At 39.2% G+C, this 25,180-nt stretch carries 20 protein-coding genes and 5 pseudogenes; 10 read left to right on the forward strand and 15 right to left on the reverse strand.

Going from position 1 to position 25,180, the window contains the following annotated elements; genetic code table 11:
- Positions 1-81: 81 nt before the first annotated feature.
- From Q9Q86_RS09030 to Q9Q86_RS09040, 3 genes and pseudogenes are all read right to left on the reverse strand, one after another.
- The gene (locus tag Q9Q86_RS09030) at positions 82-642 is read right to left on the reverse strand and encodes a phosphatase PAP2 family protein (RefSeq protein ID WP_004963780.1); all 561 of its coding nucleotides are present in this window, start codon (positions 640-642) and stop codon (positions 82-84) included.
- A gap of 195 nt (positions 643-837) precedes the next feature.
- Positions 838-1,948, reverse strand: a pseudogene (locus Q9Q86_RS09035) (porin).
- Between the two features lie 142 nt (positions 1,949-2,090).
- Positions 2,091-3,428: a CitMHS family transporter gene (locus Q9Q86_RS09040; protein WP_004908617.1), complete on the reverse strand. Its 1,338-nt coding sequence runs from the start codon at positions 3,426-3,428 to the stop codon at positions 2,091-2,093.
- A gap of 652 nt (positions 3,429-4,080) precedes the next feature.
- On the opposite strand from Q9Q86_RS09040, the gene Q9Q86_RS09045 reads away from it, so the two are divergent.
- Positions 4,081-5,541: a coniferyl aldehyde dehydrogenase gene (locus Q9Q86_RS09045; RefSeq protein WP_112987142.1), complete on the forward strand. Its 1,461-nt coding sequence runs from the start codon at positions 4,081-4,083 to the stop codon at positions 5,539-5,541.
- 60 nt (positions 5,542-5,601) lie between these two features.
- Here the strand turns inward: Q9Q86_RS09045 and Q9Q86_RS09050 are convergent.
- The 4 genes and pseudogenes from Q9Q86_RS09050 to kdpA form a co-directional block, all read right to left on the reverse strand.
- Positions 5,602-5,823 (reverse strand): annotated as a pseudogene (locus tag Q9Q86_RS09050) (helix-turn-helix domain-containing protein); the annotation flags it as partial.
- 14 nt (positions 5,824-5,837) lie between these two features.
- A complete protein-coding gene (locus Q9Q86_RS09055; RefSeq protein WP_305155960.1) occupies positions 5,838-6,515 on the reverse strand; it encodes an IS1595-like element ISAju1 family transposase in 678 nt (225 codons plus the stop codon).
- A 47-nt stretch (positions 6,516-6,562) separates the two neighbouring features.
- Positions 6,563-6,748 (reverse strand): annotated as a pseudogene (locus tag Q9Q86_RS09060) (hypothetical protein); the annotation flags it as partial.
- A gap of 13 nt (positions 6,749-6,761) precedes the next feature.
- A pseudogene (kdpA, locus tag Q9Q86_RS09065) lies at positions 6,762-8,459 on the reverse strand (potassium-transporting ATPase subunit KdpA).
- A gap of 460 nt (positions 8,460-8,919) precedes the next feature.
- Between kdpA and Q9Q86_RS09070 the strand changes: the two are divergent.
- Both Q9Q86_RS09070 and Q9Q86_RS09075 read left to right on the forward strand, forming a co-directional pair.
- Positions 8,920-10,482, forward strand: a complete 1,563-nt coding sequence (locus Q9Q86_RS09070) for a long-chain fatty acid transporter (RefSeq protein WP_112987301.1) — start codon at positions 8,920-8,922, stop codon at positions 10,480-10,482.
- Positions 10,483-10,740: 258 nt separating this feature from the next.
- Positions 10,741-11,970, forward strand: coding sequence for an OmpP1/FadL family transporter (locus Q9Q86_RS09075; RefSeq protein WP_112987300.1), 1,230 nt, complete (start codon positions 10,741-10,743; stop codon positions 11,968-11,970).
- Between the two features lie 89 nt (positions 11,971-12,059).
- Here the strand turns inward: Q9Q86_RS09075 and thrH are convergent, their stop codons facing one another.
- On the reverse strand, positions 12,060-12,677 hold the full coding sequence (thrH, locus tag Q9Q86_RS09080) for a bifunctional phosphoserine phosphatase/homoserine phosphotransferase ThrH (RefSeq protein ID WP_004963809.1): 618 nt from the start codon (positions 12,675-12,677) through the stop codon (positions 12,060-12,062).
- Between the two features lie 171 nt (positions 12,678-12,848).
- Here thrH and Q9Q86_RS09085 point away from each other — a divergent pair, with 171 nt between their 5' ends.
- Entirely contained in the window at positions 12,849-13,580 is a 732-nt protein-coding gene (locus Q9Q86_RS09085) for a phosphoadenylyl-sulfate reductase (RefSeq protein ID WP_112987299.1), read from the forward strand.
- A 182-nt stretch (positions 13,581-13,762) separates the two neighbouring features.
- Positions 13,763-15,148, forward strand: coding sequence for a wax ester/triacylglycerol synthase family O-acyltransferase (locus tag Q9Q86_RS09090; RefSeq protein ID WP_112987298.1), 1,386 nt, complete (start codon positions 13,763-13,765; stop codon positions 15,146-15,148).
- Between the two features lie 34 nt (positions 15,149-15,182).
- On the opposite strand, the gene Q9Q86_RS09095 is transcribed toward Q9Q86_RS09090, so the two are convergent.
- The 6 genes from Q9Q86_RS09095 to Q9Q86_RS09120 all read right to left on the reverse strand — a co-directional run bounded on the left by Q9Q86_RS09095 (position 15,183) and on the right by Q9Q86_RS09120 (position 19,941).
- On the reverse strand, positions 15,183-15,356 hold the full coding sequence (locus Q9Q86_RS09095; protein ID WP_004775299.1) for a PA1571 family protein: 174 nt from the start codon (positions 15,354-15,356) through the stop codon (positions 15,183-15,185).
- Between the two features lie 137 nt (positions 15,357-15,493).
- Positions 15,494-16,948: a ribonuclease G gene (rng, locus tag Q9Q86_RS09100; RefSeq protein ID WP_004908637.1), complete on the reverse strand. Its 1,455-nt coding sequence runs from the start codon at positions 16,946-16,948 to the stop codon at positions 15,494-15,496.
- A 45-nt stretch (positions 16,949-16,993) separates the two neighbouring features.
- The gene (locus tag Q9Q86_RS09105; RefSeq protein ID WP_004963819.1) at positions 16,994-17,560 is read right to left on the reverse strand and encodes a Maf family nucleotide pyrophosphatase; all 567 of its coding nucleotides are present in this window, start codon (positions 17,558-17,560) and stop codon (positions 16,994-16,996) included.
- Positions 17,548-18,039, reverse strand: a complete 492-nt coding sequence (mreD, locus tag Q9Q86_RS09110) for a rod shape-determining protein MreD (RefSeq protein ID WP_112987297.1) — start codon at positions 18,037-18,039, stop codon at positions 17,548-17,550. Before mreD ends, Q9Q86_RS09105 begins: the two co-directional genes overlap by 13 nt.
- Positions 18,026-18,883, reverse strand: coding sequence for a rod shape-determining protein MreC (gene mreC, locus Q9Q86_RS09115; RefSeq protein WP_004908644.1), 858 nt, complete (start codon positions 18,881-18,883; stop codon positions 18,026-18,028). Before mreC ends, mreD begins: the two co-directional genes overlap by 14 nt.
- A 17-nt stretch (positions 18,884-18,900) precedes the next feature.
- Positions 18,901-19,941: a rod shape-determining protein gene (locus Q9Q86_RS09120; protein WP_004908648.1), complete on the reverse strand. Its 1,041-nt coding sequence runs from the start codon at positions 19,939-19,941 to the stop codon at positions 18,901-18,903.
- Between the two features lie 133 nt (positions 19,942-20,074).
- On the opposite strand from Q9Q86_RS09120, the gene gatC reads away from it, so the two are divergent.
- Genes gatC through gatB form a run of 3 tightly spaced genes read left to right on the forward strand, consistent with a single transcriptional unit; the run spans position 20,075 to position 23,393 of the window.
- A complete protein-coding gene (gatC, locus tag Q9Q86_RS09125; RefSeq protein ID WP_004908649.1) occupies positions 20,075-20,392 on the forward strand; it encodes an Asp-tRNA(Asn)/Glu-tRNA(Gln) amidotransferase subunit GatC in 318 nt (105 codons plus the stop codon).
- A 53-nt stretch (positions 20,393-20,445) separates the two neighbouring features.
- The gene (gatA, locus tag Q9Q86_RS09130; protein ID WP_112987296.1) at positions 20,446-21,924 is read left to right on the forward strand and encodes an Asp-tRNA(Asn)/Glu-tRNA(Gln) amidotransferase subunit GatA; all 1,479 of its coding nucleotides are present in this window, start codon (positions 20,446-20,448) and stop codon (positions 21,922-21,924) included.
- A complete protein-coding gene (gene gatB / locus Q9Q86_RS09135) occupies positions 21,924-23,393 on the forward strand; it encodes an Asp-tRNA(Asn)/Glu-tRNA(Gln) amidotransferase subunit GatB (protein ID WP_099949067.1) in 1,470 nt (489 codons plus the stop codon). The genes gatA and gatB overlap by 1 nt, the downstream gene beginning before the upstream one ends.
- A gap of 42 nt (positions 23,394-23,435) precedes the next feature.
- Here gatB and Q9Q86_RS09140 read toward each other — a convergent pair whose 3' ends face one another.
- Entirely contained in the window at positions 23,436-24,056 is a 621-nt protein-coding gene (locus Q9Q86_RS09140) for a TetR/AcrR family transcriptional regulator (protein WP_004950638.1), read from the reverse strand.
- 113 nt (positions 24,057-24,169) lie between these two features.
- On the opposite strand from Q9Q86_RS09140, the gene Q9Q86_RS09145 reads away from it, so the two are divergent.
- The gene (locus tag Q9Q86_RS09145) at positions 24,170-25,036 is read left to right on the forward strand and encodes a metal-dependent hydrolase (protein WP_112987295.1); all 867 of its coding nucleotides are present in this window, start codon (positions 24,170-24,172) and stop codon (positions 25,034-25,036) included.
- A 33-nt stretch (positions 25,037-25,069) separates the two neighbouring features.
- A pseudogene (locus Q9Q86_RS17485) lies at positions 25,070-25,150 on the forward strand (hypothetical protein); the annotation flags it as partial.
- Positions 25,151-25,180 lie beyond the last annotated feature (30 nt).

The raw sequence follows: 25,180 nt of genomic DNA on the forward strand, positions 1-25,180 counted from the left end.
ACTTTATAAATTATTTTACCTATCCAGTAAAAAAATCATAAATTCAAAAAGATAAAATGCATATTAAATCGCATTTTCTATTTAATCAAACAACTGCTGTAACCTCATTCGTCTTATACGCAAGCTCATTTCTTTCAACATATAGTTGCTAAAAACAACCAGTAAAAAGCCGATTAAAAACGAACCAACCACATCAAATGGAAAATGAACTCCGACATAAATTCTAGATAAACCAACAACCAGACTGACGAACAAGCCAATAATTCCAATTGTCTTAAATCCAGCAAGTAGATAAGCAAATGCAATAATGACAACGGTTAGCGTATGCTGACTAGGAAAAGATGAACTCAGACCATGCCCAATCAACTTATGTCCCAAATCCAACTGAAATGGACGAGGATGATGATAAAAATATTCGATTAAGTCACTTAATATCAAAGAGATAAGCACTATAAATAAGGTTTTAGCAAAGATTAGATGATGTGTTTTCCATTTTAGAACCAACATCAGAACCAGCAAACTGATAAAAACAGTATTTAGATCATCCGCTAAAAAAACTGCGATCTTGTCTATGATAGGGAATTGGGTCGCTAGTGAATTGATACTATGAAACAAATAAATATTTGTTTCCTCAAAGATCATATTATGTTTATCCACGGTCTTGATATCTATCACAAAGAAACTCGTTTTAATGTAGGCAAGTAAGATGAAAGAATGATGAAATCATTATACTTTACTATTCACATTATTATTGATATCAAAAACTTACTTTTGTAACTGAGAATTATTCTTGCAAATAGAAGCATTTAGAACTATTTGCAAGAATGTCTTATCGATTTAAAATTTAAATTCTAAGCCAGTACCCACAACAGGTTGCTTATCCTTAGCATCAGCCTGTTCAAAAGTTGAATAACCTGTATATCCGTAGACTTTAACTTGTTTGTTGAAAGCATAATCTAAACCCAACAATATTTGCTGAGCATCAAAATCTGCCTGTTCTGTTTTAAATGAAGTCGAATTCTGACTGTACTGAGCTTTGACTGTCCAATTGGCATAATTTGGTACTTTGTACTCAGCACCAATCAACCAACCATTAGAATCATCAATATTTGCAGCAGCTTCATCATTTCCAAGTTTATTTTCAACCTCAGAAGTTTGATAAAGCGCTTTGATCATCAATCCCTCAACAGGTGTGATTCGACCAATCAATCGCAATGTATTTCCCGCTGCAAAAACCTCATCTACATTGGTTTCTGTATCTTTTGCATTTAATAAACCGTGTCCCAAAAAATCACTTGGAATAGCTTTGTCATAACCAACGCCAAGTAAAAAATAATGGATGGGTATAACTCAAAGAAGCAGACCATGCATCCCCTAATCCACGTCCAGCCGTATTTACACCACCGCGTTTATCATCTTCAATACCTCGACTCTCGCCAGTAGCCAACAAAACACTGGCTTCAATATTACCGCCTTGAAAAGCAAGCTCTGGAGAGTCGTACACCACCACATTATTGACACGATTTTCTCCTGTCATAATGCCTGTGATATCGGCTTTATTACTTATATAGTTATTAAAACTATCGACAGGACTAGATAACTCTTTGAGCGGAGTATTATGTTTACCGACTTTGATAGTTCCTAAATGCTGATCTTTTAAACCAATATAACGATTTCTTTGAGACCAATCATTCTTGTCGCCATCAGCATAAAATGCCCACTCTGCTAAATAGACAGCGCTCAAACGATCAGATAATTTTTCTTCGCCTTTAATGCCTAAAAATGAACTATTGCTATTAATTTTCCATACATCGCGATCAGATGAGTTAGCATTATTTTCAGGTAAATAATCTAAACTTGCATCTATCTCACCATAGAGTTTTGGTGCTGCAAATGTTGAACTAGTGACAACACTTAAAATCGCTGCACATACAATTTTCATCTTCATTTTAGTCATCCTAACCATCTAAAAAATACAAAAAAAACCCATATTTCGCTGATATCAGCAAAATCATGATTTAAGAAAGAATTGTAAGCACTTGAGAAAACTCATGTATTTCAATCTACACATGAGTTTTCCGAGAATTTAATTACATATGATAAAAAGGGAAAACACCGAAAATCAAAGCACTACCCATCAATACGCAACAGGTAATAAATGCCCATTTCAAAGTGAATTTTTGATGATCTGCCAATTCTACAGCTGCCAAACCACACAACAAATAAGTTGAAGGAACAAGTGGTGATAATAAGTGTATCGGCTGACCAATAATCGATGCGCGCGCAATCTCAACAGGTGGAATACCATAATGCGAAGCCGCTTCAGCTAAAATCGGTAGCACACCGAAGTAAAAAGCATCATTCGACATAAAGAAAGTGAGTGGCATACTCAATACACCTGTAATCGGTGCAAGATAAGGTCCCATACTTGGTGGAATAATCGCGACGAAGCCTTTCGACATCGCTTCAACCATACCTGTACCCGATAAGATGCCCGTAAATACGCCCGCCGCAAAAATCACACCCACGACTGCAAGCACACTGTCTGCATGCATCGCGATACGTTTTTTCTGCATATTTACGCATGGATAATTCACAACTAAAGCAATACAGAAACCAAGCATGAATAAGATCGACATCGGTAAAATCCCTTTCACCAAAGATGCCATCAACAACAAGGTTAAAATACCGTTGAACCAGCGTAAATGTGGACGTTGCGCATCAGGGTCTTTTGAGATCGAGATATCATCAGCATGACTAATATCTACCAGCTCAATAACACCTAAACGTTTACGTTCGTACATACCATACAGATAAGCCAAGAAAAATAGCCAAGCAGCCGCAACGATCATCGAGGGAATCATTGGAATGAATACTTCACTTGCATCCACTTGCAGCGCGCTTGCGGCACGTGCTGTTGGACCACCCCACGGCGTAAGATTCATAACTCCACTACACAACAACATCAAACAAGTCATAATGAGTGGATTCATGCCGACACGTTTATATAGTGGCATCATGGCTGCAACACAGATCATGTAGGTCGTGGAACCATCACCATCTAAGGAAACCAATAAGGTTAGAAAAACAGTTCCTAGGGTAATTTTGAGTGGATCACCTTTGACTTTCTTCAGAATCCATCTAACCGATGGGTCAAACAACCCTGTATCAATCATCAATGCAAAATAAAGGATTGCAAAAAGAAGCATTACGCCCGTTGGTGCAAGTTTTTTAATACCATCTAACATGGTATTGCCGAGCTCGGCTAATTGAATATGACTAAGACTTTCAAAATAAAAACCCAATCCCCATGCAATAATTGCAAATAAGAATGGGATTAAAATTAATGCAACTAACGCACTAAGACGTTTTGACATGATCAAATACATAAAGCACATGATCATGCTAATACCTAAAAAAGTAAGCATTTTAAGCAATCCTTAGCATAATTAATATTGTGACTGGTTAACTCCTAAACCAGCCGAGATTCTATGCGATAGAAATCAAAATAATTCATTTAATTTTATTATAACAATCAACAAATACATTCACATGAAAAATAAACAAAAAACATATAATATCAACAATCAAAAACAAGTTATTGATTTTAATGCTTTTATACAAAAACAAATACAACCAAATGATAAAAAATTGGTGAAAATAATATTTAAAAATACTATATATTTACCACATCTATGCAATATAATAGTGCAAATATTGGTTATTTTTTAACTATTTTATTAATATAACAATTAAAACAAATAAACCTAATTAGAAAAACATATATAATAAATAAATAATACCCAACCGAGAGCAGGTTAATATTCAAACAATTATTTTATTTAACACCCGAAAAAAGAATAAAAATCCAAAAATGATTTATTTATTAAAAATCTATATTTTTATAATAAAAATATTATTTAAAACAATCCTCAAAAAACATTCTAGCGGATAACATTACAATCAAAAAAAGAATACTGTCTAAAATCATAATTTTAATTATAATCATAGATAGTTTGATCCTAAACGATATAAAACAAAGACATAACGCAAAGACATAACGCATGGAAGGAACAAAAAATGAATCTTTATGAATCTCAGGGACACCGCGATACTGCCCATGAGCAACTCTTTAACATCTTCAACCAACAACGTTCCGCATTTAATGCTCTTCCATATCCCGATTTAGATTCAAGACGTAGCAAATTATTTAAGCTAAAAAAGCAAATTATTCGTTATCAAGATGTCATCGCCGAAGCCATTAATACCGACTTTAATTCTCGATCAATCGATGAATCTAAACTGCTCGATTTACTTGGTTCTGTTCTAGAGGCTGAACATGCGATCCGCTATCTAAGAAAATGGATGCGTCCAAGCAAACGAAGTACTGAATTACTTTTTTTATCAAATCGACTAAGAGTCCAATACCAACCTAAAGGTGTGGTCGGTGTTGTTGTACCTTGGAATTTCCCTGTTTACTTGGCTTTAGGACCATTGGTGGCAGCCTTAGCTGCTGGCAATCGGGTCATGATCAAATTACCTGAAATCACACCTGCGACCAATGCTGTTATGAAACGCATGCTTGCTGAAGTTTTTAGTGAAGATGAAGTCGCTATTTTTGGCGAGGAAATTACCGATCCTTCGCTATTCACGACCCTGCCTTTCAATCATATCGTTTTCACAGGGTCACCCGCGATCGGTCGTGTGGTAATGCGTGCTGCGGCAGAGAATTTGACCCCAGTCACCTTAGAACTAGGCGGTAAATCACCAGCTTTAGTGAGTCGTCATTATCCATTAGCTGATGCTGCCATGCGTATCCTGCATGGGAAAGCGACCAACTGTGGGCAAATTTGTGTAGCACCAGATTATGCACTTGTTCCAAAAGAAAAAGTAATTCCGTTTGCTGAACAATGTAAATCACATTTCACATCTATGTATGGCAACACGATTGATGAAAATAGCAATTACACCTCCATCGTCAATGATCGTCACTTAAAACGATTGCTAGAGATACTTGAGGATGCAAAGGCTAAAGGTGCTGAGGTTATTGTATGTGGTGAATATCATCCAGAACGTGATGCTCGTCGTATGCCTGTACATCTTGTATTGAATTGCACAGCAGATATGCGCATTCTCAAGGAAGAATTATTTGGTCCCATCCTACCAGTCGTTGCATACGATACGATTGATGATGCGATTACCTACATCAAAGTGGGTGAACGCCCATTAGCACTGTATTGCTTTACCCATGATGCCAATGAACGTGACTATATTTTAAAACAAACTCATTCAGGTGGTGTGACGATCAATGATTGGGGTTGGCATGTAGTCAACCATGATGCTCCTTTTGGTGGTATCGGTAACTCAGGTATGGGAACTTATCATGGTGTTGAAGGTTTCCGAGAGCTTTCGCATGCAAAAACTATTTTTACCCGTCAGCGCTTTTTCCCAACCCAATTATTCTATCCACCCTACGGAACTTGGGTACAAAAACTCGCTTTGCATTTCTTTTTGAAAAAGGGCGATCCAAATCTCAAATAAAATTGAAAAAAAAGAGAGTTTAAAACTCTCTTTTTTTAACTGAATAAACAGGTCATTTCCTTAGTTTGGATCTAAAAAACGTAATCCAACACCTGCAATTGTAAAAATATAAGATGGCGTGAGTGCTGAATCACCTATCTTAGTACGCAATTTTTTAACTAAAATTCGGAGATAGTGAGTATCCTCTTCGTGGCTGACACCCCATAGCTCAGCCATGATTTGTTTTTGGGTAACAATCTTTCCTTGGTGGTGAATCAGTAATGCCAAAAGCTGTATTTCTTTTGGGGCTTAGGAAATTAAAGAGGATTGTTACGGAGTAATTTAAGCAAATCGAGATATAAATTACCGTTCCGATGATTGAAGCGATACTCCGTTTCTTTAAGATGCAAATAAAACATCTTTTTGTCAATTCCATTAAACTTGACGAGTCGCTTTTTAGCATATCCCCAGAATGATTCTATGCCGTTAATATGACGCTCCCCGCATGCAAATTCGTTGTTCCCATGATTCACTCTTAAATGTTTGTCAAAACCAATATCAACTAAACCATCATAGCCTCTCCATCCATCTGTATTGATCACAGAATCAAGCTCTATCTGCCCCCGAATAATGCCCTGTAGCGTAGCTTTGGAGCAATCAGGCACAATTTCTGTGTATACGTTTCCATCTCTTTTGAGTAGTCCAAATACAATGGTTTTTCCTGATGCACCACGTCCACGTTTTCCTCGAATACGACGAGCACCAAAGTAGGATTCATCAAGTTCAACGATACCGTTGAAAGGAGATATTTCCTCACATTGTGCCGCAATCTTTTTACGCAACCTGATGTAAATTGTATTGATGGAACGTACAGAAATATTGGTGAGTTTAGCTGTATCTGAAGCAGTTAAATCCATGGCAAAAAAGCGAATGATCTGTCTGAATTTTGCCTCTGTGATTCTTGAACGGGAATAGTATCTATTTTTTGATTTCATATAAGGAAGTTATCATACTTTTTGATATGCTTAACTTCCTAAGCCCCCAGTAAAATACCAAATCCAAAACTGGTGCTACCCATCAACGTTGCCACGATGGTTAATACCGTTCCAATCCAAACACATGCCATCACAGGATTTTTAAAGGCATGCTGTGGTAATAATTTATAAAAGGTTTGCTGAATAATTTCTTTATTCAAGATATCCATTTGTGTCGCATTTGAGTGATTCATGGTACTTGCTCCACTAGATCTTTACAGATAAATAATCAGCAATTGGTCCAATCACCAACACTGGCATAAATTGCAATAGCGTTAAAATCAGTACAATTCCGACTAAAGTCAGCGCAAATGTAGGCGACTCAATCTGTAAAGAACCCTTGGTCTCATCTGCTTTAGGTTTGGTTGCAAGACTGACTGCAATTAAAACTGGAATGATCAGTACGCTATAACGACCTGCTAATAACGCAACACTGGTGCTTAGATTCCACCATAAAGTGTTGTCGGCTAAACCTTCAAAACCAGAACCATTATTGGCAAACGCAGACACATATTCATAAAAGACTTGGCTAATACCATGCGATGCAGGGTTTGAATTTCCTGTTAAAGATGGGAAAGCGATGGCGATTGCAGTTAAACCAAGAATCAGCACTGGTTGTAAAAGAATGACCAATGCCAATAACTTAATTTCAGTGACTTCGATTTTTCGTCCAAATAATTCAGGCGTGCGACCTGTCATCAAACCCGCGATAAATACAGCTAAAAATAGATAAATAAAGAACTGTAATAAACCACAACCAATCCCCCCCCAAATGGCATTGATCAGCATATTGCATAGCTCAACCAAACCCGTTAATGGTGAAGCTGAGTCATGCATCATATTGACCGAACCATTATTTACCTGTGTGGTTAAACTTCCCCATAATGCAGAGGCTTCAGCTCCAAAGCGGACTTCTTTACCTTCCATTAACGCCGTATTTGGGATTAAAGATGATTTTTCAGCCCATAATATGAATACGGTAGAAACCAATGACATCAACAACATTGTGCCCAAAATCATCCACATTAATTTTTTGCGTTGCACAAAACGACCAAGCATAAACACAACCGACATTGGAATCAGTAAAATCGCAAGCATCTCCAGCACATTCGATAATGGCGTTGGATTTTCTAAAGGCACACTACTGTTTGGACCATACCAACCACCACTGCCTAATTGCTTGATCGCCACCATCGGTGCAACAGGTCCAAGAGGAATATGCTGGGTCTGAACTTCAGTGCTTCGATCTAAAACTTGCGCAGTTGGACCAGCAGAAAGTGTAGATGGCACACCTTGAAAAGTCAGTAATAGAGAAAAAACTAAACCCAAAGGAATAAAGAATCTGAATAATGGTCGGATCATATCCATCCAATAATTTCCAAGATTAATCTGTGACGCATTTTTGGATTTAATATTTTCCAAAGCTTGATCTTTGGGCTGTAAAAATAAAGCTCTTAACATGGCTGTTAGTAAAGCCAAACCCATAATTGGAGATAAATATTGCCAACCAATAATCACTGTCATTTGCGACAGATAAGACAATTGAGCTTGTCCTGAATAATGCTGCTGATTGGTATTGGTTAGAAATGAAATCGTTGTGTGTACTGCTAAATCCCAATTCATATTTGGAATACGATCTGGATTCAAAGGTAACCAAGCTTGCGTCATCAAGATCGCTATACTTATACCCAACAACAAAAGATTACTGAGGATAAATGCACCAAGATATTGTCGCCAATTCATACCCACTTGTTTCACGTTCAAAATGGAATAAATTGGTTGTTCGATCCATTTAAAGAAACGATCGCTTCTCAATGGTTGAGCTTACATCACATCTGCAAGATAGCGTCCTAATGGATAGGCTAAAATCAATGCAAGGATAAATACGGAAATAAATTCCCACATAGCACATGCCATTTAAAAAATAAGTCAGCACTAGTATGGAAATTGACTGCGTAAATTCTCTATGTTAGAAAAAGTGAACCGCGTAAATTTTCTGTAAAATTTATATGAAAAATTATTTGATCAGAGAAATTGCACATATATGACAAATTTTGTAGATAGAATCTAATTTTTTACAAAAAATCTTTGACCTAATAAAAATTTTTTTTTGCAAAAATGCAATTATTTGAGTACAAAAATTCAAACTAATACTTTATATATTTCATCATATTATCAATAAAAACACATATGTATATAATTATTTATAGCATTTTTTTGTTAAATTTCATGTAATCAATCGTACTGGGTAGTTCATTTAGAACATTTACTCTTATTTTAATTATGGTATTTTTGTTACATGAGGCTATAGCCAATCATAGTTTCGTCAATACTTAGAATCTTGAAGTTCAAGGAAAGATTTAAAATGAAATTAAAATATCTTAGCAATGCCATGATCTTAGCAACGCTACCTGCAACTGGAGTTTTTGCAGCTGCACTAGATCGCTCTGGTCAATCAATTTCTGCTTTTTTACAACCAGGTAACTACTTCGAAGCTGGTCTTTCGGTTCTCGACCCAACTGTAGAGGGTAAAGATACATCTGGTAATAAAATTGACGATATGGCTGGCGACTATTATTTTCCTAGCGCAGCTTTAAAATTACAACCAACAGAACATTTCTCATTTGGTCTTTTGTATGACCAGCCTTATGGTGCTGATGCAACTTACACTGGCACTAATAACTTTGTTTCAAATGCTACCAATACGATTCTTCCGCCTGCAACTTTGGCTGGTTTGCGTCAAAATACAATTGATGCACAAATCGCAGCAAATCTTCAGCCTGCAATTAATGGTGCTCTAGCGGCTAATTTGACTAATGGCGTAAATGCTCAGGTTTCTCAACAAGCTGCTCAATTAGTTGCTGGTGGTCAAGCACCTGATCAAGCAACCGCTGAACAGGCTGTTCGTGCTAATGCGAATGCTATGGCAGCTATCACCGCTGGTGTAACCAATGCGATCACGACAGCTGCAACAACTGCTGTAACTAACAACGTAACTGCTGCTGTAGACGCTGGTTTAGCTGGTGCAAATGGTTTATTAGGTACAGGAAGCACTTCGGTGGAAGTAGATAGTCAAAATCTATCTTTCATCGCTGGCTTCCAACCAAACAAAAATTGGAATATTTACGGTGGTGCGGTTTACCAAACCATTAAAGGTAAACTTGCTCTGCGTGGTCAAGCCTACTCTCTTTACAATGGCTACGATGCTGATATTCCAGAAGATGGTGCTCTTGGCTGGTTAGCAGGTGTGTCATACCAAATTCCAGAAATCGCACTTAAAGCATCTGTAACTTACCGTTCTGAAATAGACCACGATGTCAACATTAATGAAAGTATCCCAACGCTTCCCGCATTAGCGCTATTGGGGCCAAGTGGAGCTGCTGCTGCTGCAAATATTGCCGCTGCAAGTGGTGAGACTAAAATCACGACCCCACAATCTGTTAACCTTGATTTACAAAGTGGGATCATGGCGGATACTGTTGCATTCGCGAATGTTCGTTGGGTAAATTGGAAAGATTTTTCAATTCGCCCTTACAAATTTGGTTTAGTATCTGAAGCAGTCGGTCCACTTGTTAACCGTCCAAATGGTTTTAACCTTGTTGAATACTCGGATGACCAATGGTCTGTAAATGCGGGTGTGGGTCGTAAACTTTCTGAACAATGGGCTGGAAATGTATCAGTCGGTTGGGATTCAGGGGCTGGTAATCCTGTAACGACTCTAGGTCCAACAGAAGGTTATTGGAACGTTGGATTAGGTGTTCAATTTAGCCCTACGCCAGCTACATTTATTGCTGGTGGTGTAAAATACTTCTGGTTAGGCGATGCTAAAGCACAAACTGGTGCACAAGCTGGCGACAACACCTTTGTTGCTGAATTTGAAGACAACAATGCAATCGCTTACGGTCTAAAAATGGGCTACCGCTTCTAATCAAAAATATATAAACAAAAAGACCATCCTTGTGATGGTCTTTTTTATACCTACCATTATCACGTAAATACAAATATAGAAAAAATAAATCAGTAAAATATTAACTATAAAAATACAATCAAAATTAATTATTTAACTCAAGCATCTTTCATGACTTTAGCAGTTCATTTATTGACATTTGTACAATATTTGCATTAAAAAAAATTATGTTACTTTGCGCTCCTTTCTAGTTCCATCTTGAAATGCGAGACATTTTTAATGAAGCTTCATGCTATTACTAAAGCTATTCTTTTGTGTACGGTTCCAGCAGGTTCAACATTTGCAGCTGCACTTGACCGCTCTGGTCAGTCGATTGCACCCTTCCTACAACCCAATAATTATTTTGAAGCAGGTCTAACAGTACTTGATCCAAATGTTACAGGTCAGGATACCTCTCAAAACAATACTGGTAATATGGCAAATCATTACTACTCTCCACATGCTGCATTAAAGATTCAAGCCACTGAACAACTCTCAGTCGGACTGATTTATGATCAACCCTATGGTGCTGATGCAGAATATAAAGGAAAAAGTAATTTCATTGAAAGTCGCCCCTTACCATTCAAAGGTGGTACATCAGTTACTGTTGATACTGAAAACTTAAATTTATTATTTGGTTTCCAACCTAACCAAAACTGGAATCTTTATGCTGGCGCAGTTTACCAAACACTAGACAGTACAGTCCTATTACGTGGAACGAGTTATAGTGCTTATAGTGGCTATGACTTTAAAACAGGTAAGGATGAGGCGGTAGGCTGGTTAGCAGGTGCAGCATATCAAATCCCCGAAATTGCTCTCAAAGCCTCGATCACTTACCGCGCTAAAATCAAGCATGAGATGAATGCTTATGAAAACCATGGTATTGCGGGAATGACGGGCAATGCTGGTTTTGATGCTATTTTAAATAAAATTAATAATTCTGAAGGCACAACTGAAATCACCACACCTCAATCAGTGAACTTTGATTTCCAGACAGGCATTATGGAAAATACAGTGGCATTCGCCAACCTACGTTGGGTGAACTGGAAAGATTTTGCGATTCGTCCATACAAGTTCGGTGCCGCTTCTGTATTACCACCAATTGTTGCAGCAACAGGTAAAAAAGATGGTTTTGATCTAGTAGCCTATACAGAAGATCAATACTTAATTACTGCTGGTGTAGGTCGTAAAGTGAATGATCATTGGGCAGGTAATGTATCGATTGGTTGGGACTCAGGTGCAGGTAACCCTGTGACCACATTAGGACCAACAGAAGGATATTGGAATGTTGGTTTAGGTATCCAATATAGCCCTGCTCCCAACTACTTTATTGCTGGTGGAGTAAAATATTTTTGGTTGGGTGATGCCAAAGCACAATCAGGCTCTCAGTTTAATACACCGAATTATGTTGCTGAATTTGAGAATAATGACGCCATCGCTTATGGTATGAAAATTGGTTATAAATTTTAATTATTGATTCAAGATAAAAGGCGCTATTTAAGCGCCTTTTATCTTTTAATTTTCCACAACATATTTAAAAGATAGTTGAGGAAAATCGATTATTCAGGGATATTACGTTGTGATACAGAACGAATCGCCTGTTTCAATGCTTCATAACCATGAAGTGGTGGAAATTGCGGGAATTCAGCAATCACATTTGCTGGTGCATCGAACAGGAAACCGTGATCAGCCTCACCAAGCATTGTCGTATCATTATAAGAATCACCAGCTGCAATCACACGGAAATTCAAACCATGTAATGCTTTTACTGCCTGACGCTTTTGATCAGGTTGACGTAATTTATAAGCCGTAATCATGCCATTTTCATCTGTCTCAAGCTTATGACAGAAAATTGTCGGCCAACCTAACTGCTTCATCAATGGATGTGCAAACTCATAGAATGTATCTGACAGAATAATCAATTGAAAGTGTGTGCGTACCCATTCAACAAACTCTTTTGCACCTTCAAAAGGTCCCATGTCTGCGATCACTTCTTGAATATCATTTAATCCTAAACCGTGCTCTCTTAGGATGTTTAAACGTTGAGTCATTAAGACATCGTAATCTGGAATATCACGTGTGGTCGCCTCGAGCTCTTTAATCCCTGTTTTTTTTGCAAAATTAATCCAGATTTCCGGAACTAACACCCCTTCAAGATCTAGGCATACGATTTCCATGAATGCTTCCAATGTTGGTTAAAAATTGCTGTATCATACCATTAACATTTTCACTTTTGCGCTGTTGTTGAAGAAAACGATTTTATTCTGCAAGATTAAAGTCGAAAGCAAGCAAACGGTTTTGCTTAGAATGATTTACAATTGTGCCCAAGCCTATCGCCAGGAACATTCATGACTGTTATTCCGACTATTGACCATGTAGATGCGCTCGCTGCTGAATATGCAGATAAATCACCAAGAGAAATTTTAGAATTAGCCTTGAGTCAAGAAGGTGAAATTGCCATTTCATTTTCAGGTGCAGAAGATGTAGTTCTCATTGACATCGCATCTCGAATTGGCAAACCTTTTCGTGTTTTCAGTTTAGATACGGGCCGTTTGCACGCAGAGACCTACCAATTCATCGAAACAGTCCGTAAACACTATAATATCAATATTGAAATTTGTTTTCCCGAATCTGCTGCAGTGCAACAATTGGTCAATGAAAAAGGGCTATTTAGTTTTTTTGAAGATGGTCATCAAGAATGCTGCGGTGTACGCAAGGTACAACCTCTATGCAAAAAATTAGCGACTTTAGATGGTTGGATTACAGGGCAGCGTAAAGATCAAAGCCCGACACGTAGTGATGTACCTGTAGTTCAAGCTGACGTTGGGTTCTCAGGTGAAGGTAAACAACTTATCAAATATAACCCACTTGCAAACTGGTCAAGTGCCGATGTGTGGAGTTATATCCGCATGATGGAAATTCCATACAACCCACTACATGAACGTGGTTTTATTTCCATCGGTTGTGAGCCATGCACACGCGCAGTTCTCCCGAACCAACACGAACGTGAAGGTCGTTGGTGGTGGGAAGAAGCGACCCACAAAGAATGCGGGCTTCATGCAGGCAATCTCAAAAAATAAAAAATCACGAGATTAATAACTAAAACCACTGATTCATCAGTGGTTTTATTTTTATTAACTACTGTGTACAAAGTCATATTTTAACCAGAACAAACCGTATATACTTAGTTTAACGGTTCAATAATTCTAATAAGAGCTCAAAGAGTATCTTATAAAAAATGCAATGAGAGGCTATATCTGCTATGCGCCCATTACACCCTATTGATTTTATTTTTCTTTCACTAGAGAAAAGACAGCAACCTATGCATGTAGGGGGATTATTTTTATTTGAAATCCCAGAAAATGCATCTCCGACATTCGTGCATGATCTTGTTCAAGATATCCGCCAATCAAAGAGTATTCCGGTTCCTCCATTTAACAATCAACTGACAGGATTATTCTGGGGTGAAGATCCTGAATTCGATATCGATCATCATTTCCGTCATATCGCGTTACCAAATCCAGGGCGTATTCGTGAACTATTGGTCTATATTTCACAGCAACACAGTTCCTTGATTGACCGTGCTAAACCACTATGGACATGCGACATTATTGAAGGCATTGAAGGCAATCGTTTTGCAATGTATTTCAAAATTCACCATGCGATGGTGGATGGTGTTGCAGGAATGCGATTGATCGAAAAATCACTCTCCAAAGACCCAAATGAAAAGCATGTCGTACCATTATGGTGTGTCGAAGGGAAGCGAACTAAACGCTTAAAGGCACCTAAAGCCCCTACTGCAAGTAAAATCAGAGGAGTCTTGGATACGATTAAATCACAGTGTGAAGTTGCACCTAAAGTGATGCAGGAACTTTCACAAACCTTATTTAAGGAAATCGGGAAAAACCCTGATTATGTCTCAACATTTCAAGCACCACCATCGATCTTAAACCAACGTGTGAGTTCTTCTCGCCGTTTTGCTGCACAATCTTTTGAGTTGGAACGTTTCCGCCTTATCGCTAAAACACTTGGTGTAACACTCAATGACGTAGTACTAGCAGTTTGCTCTGGTGCATTACGTGAATATCTTATCAATCAAAATAGTTTGCCCAAAAAACCTTTGATTGCGATGGTTCCTGCTTCATTGCGTACTGATGATTCTGATTTCAGCAATCGTATTACCATGATTTTGGCAAACCTAGCTACACACATTGAAGATCCAATCGAGCGTCTACAAATCATTCGTCGTAGCGTGCAAAACTCTAAACAACGTTTTAGCCGTATGACTGCTAATGAAATTTTGAATTATAGTGCACTGGTATATGGTCCTGCAGGACTCAATATTGTTTCGGGTATGTTGCCAAAACGCCAAGCATTTAACCTTGTGATTTCCAATGTACCTGGTCCACGTGAACCATTGTATTGGAATGGAGCGAAACTTGATGCACTTTATCCAGCATCAATTGTGATGGATGGTCAGGCGTTAAATATCACAATGACCAGTTATTTAGATAAATTAGAAGTAGGGTTGACCGCTTGTCGTAATGCGTTACCAAAAATGCAAAATCTACTCACGCATTTAGAAGATGAAATTCAACGCTTTGAAGCTGCAATTTTGAGTTTGCCTAAACAGGCAGCTGAAGGTTAAACCTGAAAAAAATTAAGGGGCTTTAAATTGCCCCTTATTTTTTAATCGTTCTGCAACGCTGTAAAAGCTGATGGCAGGCTGATCGAATCATCGCAGTTGTGATCTGCACTTCTTTACCTTGGCTATCCACCATGTAACATGTATTAACTGGGTTACTGTCCAAAACATGTTTAAAACCGTGGTTCACTAATCTTTCACTTACATTCATAATTATAGACCTCAATTATTGTTGGCTAAGACATCCGAAGATGCCTATCGCTAATCTTATAGTTCTAGTATTTAAAATTCGTGATAGAAAGTAAAATTTCAGTTGTAACAAGGATTAAGCGAAATCTTGTTACAACTTTAGCTTAAAATGATATCGTATTGCTCTTGCGTATATAAATTTTCAACTTGGAATTTTATGACGCGGTTCACAAAATGCTCTAAATCCGCGACGGCTGGGGCTTCTGCTGTTAAAAGTCGATCAATCACGGCTGGATGCGCAACAACAGTAAAGCCACTCTTCGAATCAAAAGCACGTGCATAACGCAGAATTTCTCGAAATATTTCGTAACACACTGTCTCTGCTGTTTTCACATATCCACGCCCCTGACAAGTTGGGCAGGATTCACAAAGCAAATGTTCTAAAGACTCGCGTGTTCTTTTACGCGTCATTTCAACCAAACCAAGCTCAGAAACCTGAGTAATTTTGGTTTTAGCATGATCGCGCTCTAGCATTTTCTCAAACTGTCGCATGACTTCGGCACGATGCTCGGCTTCTTGCATGTCAATAAAATCAATAATGATGATACCACCCAGATTCCGCAAACGAAGTTGGCGTGCGATTACCTGTGTTGCTTCCATATTGGTTTTAAATACAGTGTCTTCTAAACTACGACCACCTACATACGAACCAGTATTTACATCGATCGTGGTCATCGCTTCCGTCTGGTCAATCATCAAATAACCACCAGACTTCAATGCGACGCGCGTCTGTAATGCTTTTTGGATGTCTTCTTCAACGTTATATAAATCAAATAACGGTTTTTCACCAGGATAATGGATTAAGCGGTTTTCAATAGAAGGCACAAACTCATGGACAAATTCACTCAATTTGCCATGAATTTCCCGTGAATCGACATATATCTTGGCAGTTTCATCGCTAGCTAAATCACGAACAATACGTTGAGGTAGAGGTAGTTCTTCGAATATCAGCTCTGGTGTAGAAACTTCTTTTTGTTTGCGTTGAATAAATTCCCATAATTTACTCAGATAACACATATCCTGAGCAATCGAAGCTTCATCCACGCCTTCAGCTGCAGTTCGTACAATCACGCTACCAGGTAGTTTATGTTCAGTCTGAATATGCTCAATAATACCGCGTAAACGATCACGCTCTTCTTCTTGTTCAATACGTTGCGATACACCAATATGATTTCCATATGGCATCAAAACCAAATAACGTGAAGGTATTGAAAGGTCTGTGCTCAGGCGTGCGCCTTTAGTCCCCAACATATCTTTCATCACTTGAACAGTAAGGGTCTGTCCAGGATGCAAAAGCTCGAAAACATTTGGCGTAGGCTGTGAACGCGGCCAAACCATGTCGTTGATATGTAGAAATGCTGTACGAGATAAACCAATATCCACAAAAGCAGCTTGCATGCCTGGTAACACACGCACAACTTTACCTTTATAGATATTCCCCACGAGACCACGTTTCACAGTACGTTCGACAAATAACTCGTTTACTGTACCGTTTTCAATTAAAGCTACACGACATTCCATCGGCGTAACATTAATCAGCAATTCTTCTGCCATAACCAACTCAAAACTTTTATAAAAATTCTTATACCCGAAAGTGTATTAGCCAAATGCCTTAACGCTTTCTAATAACTGTGCTGTCTCATGTAAAGGCAAACCCACAACATTGCTATAACTTCCTCTTATTTGAGGAATAAATCGCGCAGCAATACCTTGAATAGCATATGCCCCTGCTTTACCTATAGGTTCACCTGTGTCCCAATACGCTTCCATTGCGCTTGAGCTAAGCTGCATAAATTCAACCTGAGTACGTACCACATCACTTAACATTTTAGATCGAGATGCAACACATATGCCTGAATATACGTCATGCCATTGACCTGATAACTGAGTCCAAATCTCAAAAGCATGCTGTTTTGAATCAGGCTTACCAATAATTTTACCTGCAAAACTCAAACTGGTATCAGCAGCGATCACAATTGCATCAGGATACAGAGTTAAAACAGCTTGGGCTTTTTCACGAGCCAAGCGTTCAACATAACACTTAACGCTTTCATCAGGATAAACCGTCTCATCCACATCAGGACTATGAACCTTAAAGTCCAAGCCCAGTTGTGTTAACAGCTCCTGCCGTCGAGGCGAGCTTGACGCAAGAATTATATTCGCCATTTATGTAAACAGTAATATACAATAGGCCATGCCAAAGTTGTCGTCAAAATAGGTTGCCAATGACGAGCAATTGAGAAATGAGTACCTGAAATAGTCTGACTAATCCATAAAAACAACAAATGCGCGATAATCGCAAGTATCGCAATTACCCATGAATTGCCAAAAGTGAGAATACGTCTTTCGCGAATAAAATAACGTGTTCCAAACGTAATGAACACAAAACTAAGTGCGTTCAATCCCAGTGGTGCATCGAGCAATAGATCAGTAAAAATCCCTATTGCAAATGCAAACCACACTCCACACCAAACAGGCTGATAAAGAATCCAAAACAACATGATCATCATCATGATTGGCGGGCGCCAACCCGCTGCTTCGTATGAAATTGGATAGATAAGCAGTACTGAACCAATCAAAATCGAAATAATGATCATCCAAAGTGGATCTTTTCGTTTCTCATAATTTAGTCTAGCGATCGGCATAAGGTTGCTCCTTCGCTAAAGACTCTGAAAACAGAATCACGACGTGATGACCACTGGCCAATTGTGCTGCTGGTTGAACACCAATCTCAGCGAATTCACCCGATGTATGACGACTCACTTTAGACACTGTTCCGACTAAATAACCCGCAGGAAAGTGTTCACCTAAACCTGAACTAAAGACCTTATCCCCGATTTTAATATTGGCACTGGTTGGGACATAATCCATTTTGAGTTGACCCAAATCGCCTTTACCAGAAACGATTGCTCGCATCCCCGTACGCTCTAAGCGAACAGACAATGAATGTTCTTTATCAGAAAGCAACATGACGCGTGAACTATGCGGATAGACATCAACCAACTGCCCCATAATCCCTTTATCATCCAAAACTGTTTGTCCAACTTTTAGATGATCAACAGAACCACGGTTGATAATAATAATGTGACGTAATGGATCAGCATCTGTTCCAATCACTTCTGCGATCTGCATACGCCCATCAATAATTAATGGCGTATCCAAAAGCCCTCTTAAACGGTTATTTTCCGCAGAGAGTTCGGATAGTTTCTGTAATCGAACTTGAGCTTGTAGAAGTTCAGCTTGCATTGCGGTGTTTTCACGGCGCAATTGGGCTTCAGATTTGGTTTGTTGGTTAAGCCATTCTCTCGACAGTACAGGATAGCTTGCCAGCGCATAAATTGGATTATACGCGGCATACAAGACATCCCTTGCAGGTTGAATCACGTAAGGCATGCGCCAGTCAAAGAACAGCACAACCAAGCATGTAATTACCGCAATGACAAATGAGCGAAAAGATGGCGGTTGTCTTGAAAAAAGATTCGGTTGCACCGCCTAGTCCTTATGATTTAGCCAACAAAAAGCATGTCATGGTTTGGATTATCAAAGAATTCTAAAACTTTACCGCCACCACGTGTCACGCAAGTTAAAGGATCTTCTGCAACAACAACGGGAAGACCAGTTTCTTGAGCAAGAAGCTTGTCTAAGTTGCGAAGCAATGCACCACCACCAGTCAACACGATACCACGCTCTGCGATATCCGAAGAAAGTTCAGGAGGTGTCTGTTCAAGAGCTGATTTAACTGCACTTACAATGCTTTGTAATGGATCAGCAATCGCTTGGGTAATTTCATCAGAAGTTACAGTGATAGCACGAGGTACACCTTCAGCCAAGTTACGACCACGTACTTCGATTTCAAGTGTTTTGCCATCTGTTACAGCCATGCCGACTTCTTTCTTGATGACTTCAGCCGTTGTTTCCCCAATCACGCAACCATGTGCTTTACGAACATAATTAATGATTTGTTCATCAAATACATCGCCACCAATACGAAGTGAATCTGCGTAGACGCAACCTTGTAGCGAGATAATTGCGATTTCAGTGGTACCACCACCTACATCTACAACCATCGAACCACATGCTTGCTCAACTGGCATACCTGCACCGATCGCTGCTGCCATTGGCTCTTCGATCAAACGTACATCGCGAGCACCAGCATTAAATACTGCTTCACGGATCGCACGACGCTCAACCAAAGTTGATTTGCATGGCACACACACCACAACACGTGGCGCAGGTGGGAACAAACGCTTTTCATGTACTTTGCCGATGAACTGATTCAACATGGTTTCAGTTACTTCGAAATCAGCAATTACACCGTCTTTCATAGGACGAATTGCTGATATATTCGCTGGTGTACGACCTAACATTTGTTTAGCATCAAGACCTACAGCAGCAACAATTTTTTGCGAACCGCTATGGCGAATTGCCACCACAGTTGGTTCATTTAATATAATGCCACGGCCTGGTGCATAAATAAGTGTATTTGCAGTACCTAAATCAATGGCTAAATCCGGCGAAAACAGGCCAATTAGTCGTTTTAGAATCACGGGGGCGTTCTCAATTAAACTTTGTATGGATGCAAGGTGGCAACTTTAACGAAATGTGATGCTTTGAACAAGTCAATCGCTTATTATAACGCACGATATTTTGCAATTTTTTGATACTGAATTAGGTAAAGTTATGTCTACATCATCTGATGCTCAGCAGACAACGGACTTAAATGCACAGACCGTTTCAGCAATCGCGCACCTTGCTCGCTTATCACTAAGCGACTCGCAATCTACTGAATATGCTGAAAGTTTAAATAAAATCCTTGGTATGATGGAAAGCTTAAAAGGGATTAATACCGATAATGTTGAGCCTTTAAAGAGCCCATTTGACAATCCTCAGCCTTTACGTGCCGATGTGGTCACCGAAACGAATCATCGTGATGAATATCAGGCTGTAGCCCCTGCTACAGAAGCAGGTCTATACCTTGTCCCTCGCGTAATTGAATAATTTCTATTCAATTAACTCATATTTTATATTTAGAATGTAAAGAAATTTTTCATATGACAGATTTACATCGATTATCCATCCGTGAACTCTCTGAAGGCTTAAAACAAGCCCAATTTTCGTCACGTGAATTGACTGAACATTATTTAAAACGTATTGCCAAAATTGACGCAAAAGTAAAGAGTTATGTGACGGTTACAGCAGAACAAGCCTTAGCAGAAGCGGATGCCGCAGATGCTGCCTTGAAAGCAGGTCATGCACATGCACTCGCAGGCATTCCACTTGCTCATAAAGATATTTTTTGTACCCAAGGGATCAAAACCACTGCGGGTTCAAAAATGCTCGATAACTTCATTTCACCTTATGACGCAACTGTGGTTGCTAAAGCTAAGGCTGCAGGTCTTGTGACTTTAGGTAAGGTGAATATGGATGAATTCGCTATGGGTTCAACGTCTGAAAGCTCGTACTTTGGTGCGACAGGTAACCCTTGGGCATTAGATCATGTTCCAGGTGGTTCATCAGGCGGTTCTGCAGCAGCTGTGGCGGCAGATTTGGCGCCTATTGCGACAGGTACTGATACAGGTGGTTCTATTCGCCAACCTGCTTCATTCTGCGGCTTAACTGGTTTAAAACCGACTTATGGCCGTGTATCTCGCTTTGGTATGATTGCGTATGCATCATCATTGGATCAAGGTGGTCCAATGGCACGCTCAGCAGAAGACTGTGCATATTTGATGAATGTGATTGCTGGTCATGATGCTAAAGACTCAACTTCTGTAGACAAAGAAGTCGATGACTACGTTGCTAACCTAAATGGTACAGCGGTGAAAGGTTTACGCATCGGTATTCCAAAGCAATACTTCAATGTCGCTGGTTTGGATGCAGACGTGAAAGCCCGCGTTGAAGAGTCATTGAAAAAGCTTGAGGAAATGGGTGCAACTTTGGTTGAGATTGATCTCAACATGACTGAAGCCTACGTTCCGACTTACTATTTGATCGCACCTGCGGAAGCGTCATCAAACTTGTCACGTTACGATGGTGTTCGTTATGGCTACCGTTCTGAAAATCCAAAAGACATTTTAGACCTCTACAAACGTTCACGTTCAGAAGGTTTTGGTGCTGAAGTACAACGTCGTATTTTGATCGGTACTTATGCTCTGTCTGCAGGTTACTACGATGCTTACTATGTGAAAGCACAGAAAGTACGTCGTTTAATCCAACAAGACTTCCTCAAAGCATTTGAAAATGTCGATGTGATTGCAGCGCCATCTGCACCAACGACTGCGTACAAAATCGGTGCGAACCTTAGTCCAACTGAAATGTACTTAGGCGATATCTATACTCTTGCTGTGAACTTGGCAGGTCTACCAGCCATCAATGCACCTGTAGGTTTTGATAAAGACAGCTTACCTGTTGGTTTACAGTTGATTGGTAACTACTGGTCAGAATCACAATTGCTTTCGATTGTGCATCAATATCAACAAAACACAGACTGGCATACCAAACGTGCGGCAATTGCTGAGGAGAATGCATAATGGCTGAAGCTCAAAAGTTGAAATTAATTGACGGTTGGGAAGTCGTTATCGGGATTGAGATCCACACGCAGTTGGCGACCAAGTCTAAAATCTTCTCTGGTTCATCAACTGAATTTGGTCAAGACCCAAATACACAAGCCAGCCTTGTTGATTTGGCGATGCCGGGTGTATTGCCTGTATTGAATGCCGAAGTCGTTGATCTTGCAATTCGCTTTGGCTTGGGGATCGATGCGTATATCGATCAAGCATCTGTATTTGCACGCAAGAACTACTTTTATCCAGATTCTCCAAAAGGCTATCAAATCAGCCAAATGGATAACCCAATCGTAGGCTTGGGTCATATCGACATCCAACTTGAAGATGGCACTGTAAAACGCATCGGCGTGACTCGTGCCCATCTTGAAGAAGATGCAGGTAAATCAATCCATGACCAATTCGAAGGGATGTCAGGGATTGACTTAAACCGTGCAGGTACACCGTTACTTGAAATCGTGTCTGAACCTGATATGCGTTCGGTTGAAGAAGCAGTTGCTTATATCAAAGCCATTCACACCCTTGTGCGTTGGTTAGGTATTTCTGACGGGAACATGGCAGAAGGTTCATTCCGTGCCGACTGTAACGTATCATTGCGTCGTCCGGGTCAACCTTTTGGTACGCGTTGTGAGTTGAAAAACCTAAACTCATTCCGTTTCATTGAGCAAGCGATCAATGTTGAAATTGAACGCCAAATGGAAATTTTGGAATACGGCGGCGAGATTGATCAAGAGACTCGTTTGTTCGATCCAAACAAGATGGAAACTCGCTCAATGCGTTCAAAAGAAGAAGCGAACGACTATCGCTACTTCCCTGATCCTGACTTGTTACCAGTGATCATTTCAAATGAGCAAATCGAAGCGGCACGCGCTGCCCTGCCAGAATTGCCTGCTGCACGTCGTGAGCGCTTTATTGCTGACTTCGGCGTGACTGAATACGATGCACATGTATTAACGCTGTCACGCGAAATGGCAGACTTCTACGAGGCTGTTGTAGCTGCTGCTGGCGGTGCGAAGCAAGGTAAAGTTTCAGCAAACTGGGTGATGGGTGAATTCTCAGGTGCTTTAAACAAAGCAGGCCTAGATTTAGCAGACTCTCCTGTTTCTGCTGAGCAATTGGGTGGCATGATCGCACGTATTGTCGATAACACCATTAACGGCAAAATTGCGAAGCAAGTGTTTGGCTTTATGTGGGAAGCAGAAGGAAAATCTGCAGATGACATTATTGCTGAGAAAGGCTTAAAGCAAGAAACTGATACAGGTGCGATTGAAGCGATTATCAAAGAAGTACTTGCAGCCAATGAAAAAATGGTTGAAGAGTACAAGTCTGGTAAAGAAAAAGCCTTTAACGGTCTTGTTGGTCAAGTCATGAAAGCTGCTAAAGGTAAAGCTAACCCTGCACAAGTGAATGAATTGATGAAGAAATTGATTGGTTAAACTGATCTAATTTCTAACAAAACCCGCTTTAGAGCGGGTTTTTTATATTTTTAACTTATTACGATCATCATCAATATAGGACATTGTAATATCAATCAGACAATCAATTAATTCTTCAAAAGTAAAACCCATATTTTGAGATGAAAAGAAATTCATCGTCAGTGCGACACTAGAATTAATTAAAATATAAACCATCATTTTTAGATTTTTTATTCTCAATACCTCAGGATGTTTCACCGCGTATTCAATCGCTAATGTATTGATCGCCTTGACTGCTTTTACATGACTGGCTTCGGTACTGTATTTACTTGAAACGCTCAGCCAATAAAAATATTTATTCTCATCCGCTGCTAAAAACTCACCAATATGTAAAAAAATAGATCGAATTGCTTCAGGAATTTCCATTTCCTGAATAGTTGGAATGACCTCGTAAATGACTTTAGCAAGCTCAGCGATAAAGTGTTGTTGCATCTCTACAAACAAGGCTTCTTTATTTTTAAAATATTCATAAAAGCTTCCAGAACCTACACCCGCAATCTCACAAACTTTCAACACGGTAGTGTGATCCAATCCATTATTTTTTACTGATATAAATCCTGCATCAACTATAGACCTATAAGTATTTTTAGACCTACTTTGTTTTGGTTTTCTTATAGTTACCATTATAAAAACCTCATCCTTAAATCCGTCTTTTTTCCGTATAAATTCACTGATAGATTCTATATACATACTAAATTTTTGTTCAAATTATCTTCTATAGATGACAGGGAAAAAAGATGAATATATCAGTACAATCTCTACAACGAATCGTCCGACGTAATGTCATTATTCCTTTAGATAAAAACAAAAAATTTACTTTTTACTATGAAGATAATTCTGTTGTGACTTCTCTGTTTGTAGTTTTATCTGCGATGTTTCCACCGGGTGAAATGTTCTTCATCGAGAGCGTGCGTAATGTTCGTGATCAAATTACGGATGAAAAATTGCTCGAAGATATTCGTAATTTTATTGCGCAAGAAGCTTTTCATAGTCGAGAACATAAATCTCTGAATGAGCATCTGATTCAATCAAATTATCCAGAAGTAGTCGAAATCGAAGCCTTAACCAAAGCCAGATTAGATAAATTTCGTAAACTTCCCAAAGTTGAGCAATTAGCGGCGACTGTAGTGATGGAGCATTTCACTGCTACTCTTGCTCGCTTGCTGTTGACTGATCCATTAATCAAACAGAAAACCACTCAAGAAAGTCGAAATCTTTGGGAATGGCATGCGCTGGAAGAGCTGGAGCATAAATCTGTTGCTTTTGATGCGCTGAAAGCAATTGGTGGTAATACGGTTAGACATCGAAGAATTGCTTTGATTCGGGTAGCTCGCTTTATTGCCCCAATCACCTTTGATTATTGGATTCGGATTTTAAAACGTAAGGATATTAAGTTTTCAGCCAAAGAACTAAAAGATGCATTTTATTTAGCATTTGGTGGTGTGAATCGTTTAGGTATTTTTTCTCGCACTTTTATCGAAATGCTTGATGTCAGAGATCAACATTTCGACCCACTGAATATGCAAACAGAACAACTCGAGGCAGAATACCGTGAAAAGCTATTTGGTGAAAATGGCATTTTAAAAAGAGCGCTTAGAAGCTGAGTTAGTTTGAAATGGAAAAACCTTTAATGATCTGTCGATCAAGTCATGAAAGCTGAAAAAGGTAAAACTAACCCAGCTCAAGTGAATGAATTAATGAAGAAATTGATTGGTTAAACTGATCTAATTTCACAAAAACCCGCTTAA

Source organism: Acinetobacter sp. A22 (assembly GCF_030913345.1).
GTDB classification, from domain to species: domain Bacteria; phylum Pseudomonadota; class Gammaproteobacteria; order Pseudomonadales; family Moraxellaceae; genus Acinetobacter; species Acinetobacter junii.